Source organism: Inquilinus limosus MP06 (assembly GCF_000767795.1).
Lineage (GTDB): Bacteria > Pseudomonadota > Alphaproteobacteria > DSM-16000 > Inquilinaceae > Inquilinus > Inquilinus limosus_E.
Genome location: NZ_JANX01000268.1, coordinates 1 through 8,196, shown reverse-complemented (window position 1 = coordinate 8,196; position 8,196 = coordinate 1). Strand labels below are relative to the sequence as shown.

9 protein-coding genes are annotated in these 8,196 nt (G+C 69.0%); 6 read left to right on the top strand and 3 right to left on the bottom strand.

What is annotated here, in order from left to right; genetic code table 11:
- The 3 genes from P409_RS19620 to P409_RS19610 form a co-directional block, all read right to left on the bottom strand.
- A partial coding sequence (locus tag P409_RS19620; protein ID WP_034841984.1) for a glycoside hydrolase family 3 N-terminal domain-containing protein occupies positions 1-809 on the bottom strand: 809 nt, incomplete at its 3' end.
- Positions 810-870: 61 nt separating this feature from the next.
- Positions 871-1,356 carry a GNAT family N-acetyltransferase gene (locus tag P409_RS19615; RefSeq protein WP_034841981.1) on the bottom strand — a complete coding sequence of 162 codons (486 nt, stop codon included), beginning with the start codon at positions 1,354-1,356 and terminating at the stop codon, positions 871-873.
- Positions 1,357-1,465: 109 nt separating this feature from the next.
- Complete coding sequence (locus P409_RS19610) at positions 1,466-2,449, bottom strand: LacI family DNA-binding transcriptional regulator (RefSeq protein ID WP_034841987.1); 984 nt, start codon at positions 2,447-2,449, stop codon at positions 1,466-1,468.
- Between the two features lie 252 nt (positions 2,450-2,701).
- Between P409_RS19610 and P409_RS19605 the strand changes: the two genes are divergently transcribed.
- From P409_RS19605 to P409_RS19580, 6 genes are all read left to right on the top strand, one after another.
- Positions 2,702-3,895 (top strand): ABC transporter substrate-binding protein, encoded by a 1,194-nt coding sequence (locus P409_RS19605; protein WP_202964728.1) that lies wholly within the window; start codon positions 2,702-2,704, stop codon positions 3,893-3,895.
- Positions 3,896-3,953: 58 nt separating this feature from the next.
- Complete coding sequence (locus P409_RS19600; protein ID WP_034841975.1) at positions 3,954-4,829, top strand: carbohydrate ABC transporter permease; 876 nt, start codon at positions 3,954-3,956, stop codon at positions 4,827-4,829.
- A complete protein-coding gene (locus P409_RS19595; protein WP_034841972.1) occupies positions 4,826-5,731 on the top strand; it encodes a carbohydrate ABC transporter permease in 906 nt (301 codons plus the stop codon). Before P409_RS19600 ends, P409_RS19595 begins: the two co-directional genes overlap by 4 nt.
- A gap of 4 nt (positions 5,732-5,735) precedes the next feature.
- Complete coding sequence (locus tag P409_RS19590) at positions 5,736-6,821, top strand: ABC transporter ATP-binding protein (protein WP_034841969.1); 1,086 nt, start codon at positions 5,736-5,738, stop codon at positions 6,819-6,821.
- Between the two features lie 57 nt (positions 6,822-6,878).
- Positions 6,879-7,646, top strand: coding sequence for a sugar phosphate isomerase/epimerase family protein (locus tag P409_RS19585; protein WP_034841966.1), 768 nt, complete (start codon positions 6,879-6,881; stop codon positions 7,644-7,646).
- A gap of 185 nt (positions 7,647-7,831) precedes the next feature.
- On the top strand, positions 7,832-8,196 hold a 365-nt coding region (locus P409_RS19580), incomplete at its 3' end, for a Gfo/Idh/MocA family protein (RefSeq protein WP_034841963.1).

Genomic DNA, 8,196 nt, shown 5'->3' with positions numbered 1-8,196 from the left:
AGCGAGTTCATGAACACGCAGTCGGAGATCAGCACGCCGTCGAAGCCCAGGCGGCCGCGGATCACCTCCTGCGTGATCACCGGCGAGACCGAGGCCGGGCGGTCGGGGTCGAAGGCGCTGTAGACGACATGGCTGACCATGGCCCAGGGCGTGTCGCGCAGCCGGGCGAAGGGCAGGAAGTCGGTGGCGTCCAGCGTCGCGGCGTCGGCGGTCACCACCGGCCGGGTCTTATGGCTGTCCTCGGTGGCGCGGCCATGGCCGGGGATGTGCTTCATCACCGGCATCAGCCCGACCTCGAGGAAGCCGTCCACCACCTCGCGGCCCAGCGCCGCCACCAGCTCCGGGTCGCCGCCGAAGGCGCGCTCGCCGATCACCAGGTCGGCGCCGGGCAGCAGCAGGTCGAGCACGGGGGAGCAGGCGCTGTTCAGCCCGACCTCGCGCATCATCCGGCCCATGGCGACGGAGGACAGGCGGATGGCGCGCTTGGCGGCGGCCATGTCCTTCTCCGCCAGCCGGCCGAAGCTGCGGAAGCTGCGGAACATCGGCCAGGCGCCGGAATCGAGATGCGAGACGCGGCCGCCCTCCTGGTCGGTCAGCACCGGCGCGTCCGGCCGGCCCACCGCCTCGCGGAAGGCGGCGCACAGGGCGCGCAGCTGGTCCGGGTCCTTCATGTTGCGGCGGCCGAGGAACAGGCCGTAGGGATTGGCCTCGCGGAAGAAGGCCAGCTCGTCGGCCGACAGCGTCGGCCGCTGGATGCCGAGGACGAGCGCGAGCGGCCGGCCGCCCCTGGACGCGTTGGCTGCGGTCACCGTGTGAACCCTCCCGAATGCGTGATGGGGGCGGCCGCCGTGATCGGGCCGCGCCTCCGGATCATTCCGTCGTCTTGGATCGTATCATGCCGTGGTATAGACCACTTGTGGAACCCGGAATCTCGACGGCTCCGACGATTTTCTCGTAGAAGGCGACCGGGCCGGCGCCGCCGATGATGGCGTAGCCGTGGCCCAGGTGGCGCATCGCCTCCATGGTCTCGCGCAGCAGCGCCTCGCCGATGCCCAGGCCGCGCTGGTCGGGGTCGACGCCGGTGGGGCCGAAGAAGCCGATGGCGGTGGCGTTGTGGCAGGCGAAGCCCAGCAGGGCGCCGTCCTTGACCGCGACCAGGCAGCCGATCGGGCGATGGGCGAAGGCGACCTCGACCTCGCTGGCCCAGCCGTCGCCGAAGCGCTCCGCCACCCAGCGGGCGACGGCGCGCTTCTCCGGCGCGATGGCGGGACGGATGGTGATGCCGGCCGCCGCCATCGCCGCGCGCGACGCCGTCGGCGGCTCCAGCGCATAGAGCTTGACCAGCAGATCCGCCATCCCTGTCTCCCATTATTCCGCAATAATGAAGTATGTGACGTTATTGCGTTCTAACAGCTAAAGCCGGGATGGCCGCGGCGTCAATATGGAAGGCGGTCGATGGCGGCTCTCACCCCACGCTGCTCCTTCGCTCCACCAGTGCGAAGGGCAGGGTGACGTCGCCGCCGGCGGCGGGCTCGCCGGTGATGCGGCGGCCCAGAAGCGCCATCGCCTCGGCCCCCATGCGTCGGCGCGGCTGGCGGATCGTGGTCAGCGGCGGCTCATAGGTGCCGGCGAACTGGATATCGTCGAAGCCGGCCACCGCCACGTCGCGCGGCACCTCGCGCCCGCTGACGCGCAACGCCCGGATGGCGCCGATCGCCATCTCGTCATTGCTGCAGAACACCGCCGTCGGCGGGGCGGGCAGGGACAGCAGCGACGCCATCGCCGCCTCGCCGCTCGGGATGGTGAAGTCGCCGTGCCGGACCAGCCAGGATTCGGCCTTGAGGCCGGCCGCGCGCAGCCCGGCGCGGTAGCCGTCCAGCCGCTGCCGCGTCAGGATGTTGCTCTCCGGCCCGGCGATGTGAGCGATGCGGCGATGCCCCAGCCCGGCCAGATGGGCCACCACCGCCGCCGCGGCGCCGGCATTGTCGATGCCGACGACCGGCACCCGGCCGCCGGGAATCGATTCCGACACCGCCACGATGCGGCCGTCGAAGTCGCGGTCGCGCTGCAGCCGCGGCGGCAGTCTTCCGTTCAGCAGGATCAGCCCGTCGACCGCGCCGGTCAGCATCTGGCCGGCATGCCGGTCTTCCCGCGCGGGATCCTTGGCGGTGTTGCCGACCAGCATGCTGAAGCCGCGCGCCGCCGCCTCTTCCTCGATTCCCAGCAGGACCTCGGAGAAGAACGGGTTGCCGATGTCCGGCACCAGCACCAGGATCTGCCGCGCCTCCTGCCGGCGCAGGCCGCGCGCCAGCGGGTTCACGGCATAGCCGGTCTGGCGCACCGCCGCCTCGATCCGCTCGCGCGTCTCGGTGGTGACGAGGGGGGAGCCGGTCAGCGCGCGGCTGACCGTCGCCACTGAAACGCCCGCCAGCCGGGCGATATCGACCATCCGGGTGCGGTTCCGGCCATTCACAGGAGAGGACAATATTCGATCCTCGATTCCACGATTGACGCCTCAATGTAATCGATTGTACGATCCGATCAAAATACGGAATGCGCTGCAGTTGCAGTGTTCGTTGCCCGTTCTGCGGGCGATGACGGGGTTCGTTGAGCCGTTAACCGAATAAAGCGAGGGAGGAATCTTATGAATTTTCCCCAACGACTTCTGCTGTCCGCCGCATTTTGCAGTGCAATATCGGCGGTGGCTGCGGGATCGGCGGCGGCACAGACCGTCGACGTCATCCACTGGTGGACCAGCGGCGGCGAATCCAAGGCGATCAAGGTGTTCGCCGACGAGTTCAAGAAGCGCGGCGGCACCTGGATCGACAGCGCCGTGGTCGGCGGCACCGCGGCGCGGCAGGCGGCGATGAACCGGATCGCCGGCGGTGACGCGCCGGGCGCCATCCAGTGGAACATCGGCGTTGCCGTCACCAACCTGGCGAAGGAGGGGCTGCTGGCCGATCTCGACGACCTCGCCGCGGCCGGCAAGTGGCAGGAGAAGCTGCCGCCGCTGATCGTCAAGAACGCCTCCTATGACGGCCATTTCTACGCCGTCCCGACCGATATCCATGGCGACAACTGGCTGTGGTACTCGACCAAGATCTTCCAGGAGGTGGGCGCCGAGCCGCCGAAGAGCTGGGACGAGTTCTTCCCTGTCGCCGACAAGATCAAGGCCAAAGGCTACACCGCGCTCGGCCTCGGCGGCGAGCCGTGGCAGGAGGCGCTGCTGTTCCGCTCGGTCCTGATCGGCGCCGGCGGCAAGGAGACGTACAGGAAGGTCTATGTCGACCATGACGCCGCCGCGGCGGGCGGGCCGGAGATGGTCAAGGCCTTCGAGACCTTCGGCAAGCTGCGCGCCTATGTCGACCAGGGCAGCGCCGGCCGGAAGTGGAACGACACCACCATCATGGTCGCCACCAACAAGGCGGCGATGCAGATCATGGGCGACTGGGCGAAGGGCGAGTTCGCCGCCGCCGGCCTGACCCCGGGCAAGGAGTTCGGCTGCGCCCGGCCGCCGGGCAACCAGGACGCCTATGTCCTGACCGTCGACGTCTTCGCCTTCCCGAAGCTGGACGACCCGGAGAAGACCAAGGCCCAGAAGCTGCTGGCCGAGGTGATGATGGACCCGGCCACCCAGGTCGCCTTCAATCAGTTCAAGGGTGCCCTGCCGCCGCGGATGGATGCCGATGTCGGCACCCTCGATATCTGCTCGCAGGAAGGCCAGAAGGTGATGTCGAAGGTCGAGAACCAGCTGCCGAACACGGCACTGGCCTTCAGCAGCGACGTCGAAGGCCAGCTGCAGGACCTGATCACCCAGTTCTGGACCAACCCGGAGATGAAGCCGGAGGAGGCTGCCAAGCAGTTCTCCGAGATCGTCGCCAACGCCGACATCTGACCGACCGCCTCAACCGGACCGCTCCGCCCTCGCGGCGGGGCGGTCCTCTGGAGGGATCATGGCTGCGCTCCGCATCCGCTACCTGACCGCCAAGGCCGTGGTCACGCCGACCGTGCTGGTCATGGCCACGTGCTTCTACGGCACCATTCTCTGGACCATCTACATCTCCTTCACCCGGTCCAGCCTGGTGCCGAATTACGATTTCGCCGGTGTCGCCCAGTATGTCCGGCTGTTCAGCACCGCGCGCTGGTACACCGCCTTCGGCAACATGTTCGTGTTCGGCGGGCTGTTCATCGCCGGGGCGCTGGTGCTGGGCACGCTGCTGGCGGTGCTGATCGACCAGAAGGTGAAGGGGGAGGGGGCGTTCCGCACCATCTTCCTGTACCCGCTGTCGATGTCCTTCATCGTCACCGGCCTGGCCTGGCAGTGGTTCCTGAACCCGACCATGGGGCTGCAGGATTTCGTCCGCGGCCTGGGGTGGGAGGGCTTCACCTTCGACTGGATCGTCGACCGCGACCGGGCCATCTACACCCTGGTGATCGCCGGCGTCTGGCACTCCTCCGGCCTGATCATGGCGATCATGCTGGCCGGGCTGCGCGGCATCGACCACGAGGTCTGGCGAGCGGCGAGGGTCGAGGGCATTCCGCGCTGGCGCACCTACTGGTCGATCGTGCTGCCGATGCTGCGGCCGCTGGTCGTCACCTGCGTGGTGCTGCTGGCGATCGCGGTGGTGAAGAGCTACGACCTGGTCGTCGCCATGACCCGGGGCGGCCCCGGCAACGCCACCGACCTGCCGGCCAAGTTCGTGGTCGACCTGACCTTCGAGCGCGCCAATATCGGCCTGGCCTCGGCCGGCGCCGTGGTCATGCTGGTCGCCGTGCTGGCGGCGCTGGCGCCCTATCTCTACATCGAGCTGTCGCGGAGGGCGCGATGACCGACACTGCCGTCGCCGGTGCGATCCCGCGCGCCGTCCGCCGCCCCGCCCGCAAGGCGTCGGCCGGCCGCGCCGGGCTCTATGCCGTCCTGGTGCTGGCCGCGCTGTTCTTCGCCATCCCGCTGCTGATCGTGCTGTCGACCTCGCTGAAGCCGATGGACGAGATCCGCGAGGGCTCGATCTTCGCCCTGCCGATGGCGCCGACGCTGGAGCCATGGTCGAAGGCCTGGCTGTCGGCCTGCACCGGCCTGTTCTGCGACGGGCTGCATGTCGGCTTCTGGAACTCGGTCCGCATCCTGGTGCCCAGCGTGGTCCTGTCGGTGCTGGCCGGGGCGCTGAACGGCTACGCTCTGGCGCAGTGGCGCTTCCGCCATGCCGACAAGATCCTGACCGCGCTGATGCTGGGCGCCTTCATCCCCTACCAGGTGATCCTGTACCCGCTGGTCAAGATCTTCGCCGGCATGGGCCTCTACGGCACGCTGCCCGGCATCATCCTGATCCATGTGATCTTCGGCCTGCCGACGCTGACCCTGATCTTCCGCAACTTCTACGCCGGGATCCCGGAGGAGCTGGTGAAGGCCGCCCGGGTCGACGGCGCCGGCTTCTTCCGCATCTTCCTGCAGATCATGCTGCCGATGTCGGTGAACATCCTGATGGTCGCGCTGATCCTGCAGGTCACCGGCATCTGGAACGACTACCTGCTGGGCTACATCTTCGCCGGCCGCGAGAACCTGCCGATGACCGTCCAGCTCAACAACATCGTCAACACCACCACCGGCACGATCGAGTACAACGTCAACATGGCGGCGACGGTGCTGACCGCGCTGCCGCCGCTGCTCGTGTACTTCCTGTCCGGCCGGTACTTCGTCCGCGGCATCGCCTCGGGCGCCGTGAAAGGATAGGCCCATGTCCTCCGGCATCTCGATCCGCCGCCTGAACAAGTCCTACGGCCCGCTGCATGTGCTGCGCGAGATCGACATCGAGGTCGATCCCGGCGCCTTCACCGTGCTGCTCGGCCCCTCGGGCTGCGGCAAGTCCACCCTGCTCAACGCCATCGCCGGCCTCGATGAGGTCGATTCCGGCGAGATCGTGATCGGCGGCGTCGACGTCACCGAGGCCGAGCCGAGCGCCCGCGGCCTGGCCATGGTGTTCCAGTCCTACGCGCTCTATCCGACCATGACGGTGCGCAAGAATCTGTCCTTCGGCCTGCGCGTCAACGGCGTGGCGAAGGAGGAGGTGGAGAAGCGCGTCGCCTGGGCCGCCGACCTGCTGCAGATCCGCGAGCTGCTGGACCGCAAGCCGGGCCAGCTCTCCGGCGGGCAGCGCCAGCGCGTGGCGATCGGCCGGGCCCTGGTGCGCGAGGCGCAGGTGTTCCTGTTCGACGAGCCGCTGTCGAATCTCGACGCCAAGCTGCGCACCGAGATGCGGGTCGAGATCAAGCGCCTGCACCAGGAGCTGGGCTCGACCATCGTCTACGTCACCCACGACCAGATCGAGGCGATGACGCTGGCGACCCGGATCGCGGTGATGAAGGGCGGGCAGGTCGAGCAGTATGCCGACCCGCAGACGCTGTACGAGAAGCCGGCGACCCTGTTCGTGGCCGGCTTCGTCGGCTCCCCGGCGATGAACTTCCTGCCCGGCACGGTGGTGCGCTCCGACGGCCTCGTCGCGCGCATCGACGGCCAGGACCTGCCGCTCGGCGCCTATCCCTTCCTGTCCGAGCCCGCGGCGGGGGACGAGATCGTGCTCGGCTTCCGGCCGGAGGATATCGGCCTGGCCGAGGACGGCGCGCCCGGCGTGCCGGTCGAGGCGCCGCTCCTGTTCACCGAGCCGATGGGCGCCGACACGCTGGCCTGGTTCGATTTGGCCGGCAAACGCCTCTCCGTCCGCCTGCCGCCGGACAGGGCGCGGGCGCTGTCGGGCGGCGCCCGGCTGGCGCTCGACCTGTCCAAGGCCTCCCTGTTCAGCACCCAGACCGAGCGCCGGCTGTAGGGCCGGCCCCGGAACCAGACGCCGGCTCGAGACCGGCTTCAAACCCCAGAGGAAGCGATGTCCACTCCGGATGTGATCTCCATCCAGCTCTACAGCCTCCGCAACTACGGCGACCTCGACAAGCAGCTCGACGCCGTGGCGGCCGCGGGCTACCGCCATGTCGAGACGATCCAGTCGCATTTCGACGACGCGGCCGGCACCCGCCGCAAGCTCGATTCCCGCGGCCTGACCGCGTCCTCCGGCCATATCGGCCTGCCGGCGCTGCGCGAGCGGCTGGACTGGGTGGTCGAGGGCGCCAAGACCGTCGGCCTGAGCCAACTGTTCATGCCGGCCGTGCCGACGGAGGAGCGCAAGGGCGGTGGCGACCACTGGCGCCGCATCGGCAAGGAGCTCGGCGAGTTCGCGGCCCGGCTGGCCGACAAAGGCATCAAGCTCGGCTACCACAACCACCATTGGGAGCTGGAGGCGGCGGAGGACGGCCGCCCGGTGCTGGCGCATTTCTTCGACGGCGCCAACGGCCACCCGCTGACCTGGCAGGTCGACGTCGCCTGGCTGGCGCGCGGCGGGGCCAACCCGTCCGAGTGGCTGGTGAAGGAGAAGGCGCGGGTGACCTCGGCCCATGTCAAGGACATTGCCCCGGCCGGCCAGAAGACCGATGAGGATGGCTGGACCGACGTCGGCACCGGCACGCTGGACTGGCCCCGGCTGTGGCGCGAATGCCGGGCGGCGGGCGCCGAATGGATGGTGGTTGAGCACGACAACCCCAAGCATCCCGACGCCTTCGCCAAGGCCAGCTTCGACTTCCTCAAGGGCCTGCCGGCCTGACCTGACAGGCCTCCGTCGGTACCGCCTTGTCCCCAAAACTGTCATGCCCGGGCTTGACCCGGGCATCCAGAGACTGTCGACAGCTTCTGGATTGCCGGGTCAAGCCCGGCAATGACAGGGTGGGGAGGGACGAAGAAGAACGGCGCCGCGAACGGCCAACCAAGACACCCCCGGAGACTCCATCCATGACCCCCGTCACCCTCGGCATCATCGGCTGCGGCAACATCAGCGACGCCTATTTCCGCGGCGCCGCCGGCTCCAGCCTGGTGCGCGTCAAGGCCTGCGCCGACCTGCGGCGCGAGGCGGCCGAAGCCAAGGCCCAGCAATACGGCGTCCAGGCGCTCTCGGTCGACGAGCTGCTGGCCGACCCGGAGATCGAGATCGTCATCAACCTGACCGTGCCGCTGGCCCATGCCGCGGTCGGGCTGCAGGTCCTCGCCGCCGGCAAGCATGTCTATCTGGAGAAGCCGCTGGCAGCGACGCTGGCCGATGCCCGGGCCCTGGCCCAGGCCGCGGCGTCGGCCGGGCTGCGCATCGGCTGCGCGCCGGA

Bases quoted from the DNA above. Each gene is read 5' to 3' on its own strand.
- P409_RS19585 (WP_034841966.1), top strand. From the start codon at position 6,879: ATGTCCACTCCGGATGTGATCTCCATCCAGCTCTACAGCCTCCGCAAC.
- P409_RS19610 (WP_034841987.1), bottom strand. From the start codon at position 2,449: ATGGTCGATATCGCCCGGCTGGCGGGCGTTTCAGTGGCGACGGTCAGC.
- P409_RS19615 (WP_034841981.1), bottom strand. From the start codon at position 1,356: ATGGCGGATCTGCTGGTCAAGCTCTATGCGCTGGAGCCGCCGACGGCG.
- P409_RS19595 (WP_034841972.1), top strand. From the start codon at position 4,826: ATGACCGACACTGCCGTCGCCGGTGCGATCCCGCGCGCCGTCCGCCGC.
- P409_RS19600 (WP_034841975.1), top strand. From the start codon at position 3,954: ATGGCTGCGCTCCGCATCCGCTACCTGACCGCCAAGGCCGTGGTCACG.
- P409_RS19590 (WP_034841969.1), top strand. From the start codon at position 5,736: ATGTCCTCCGGCATCTCGATCCGCCGCCTGAACAAGTCCTACGGCCCG.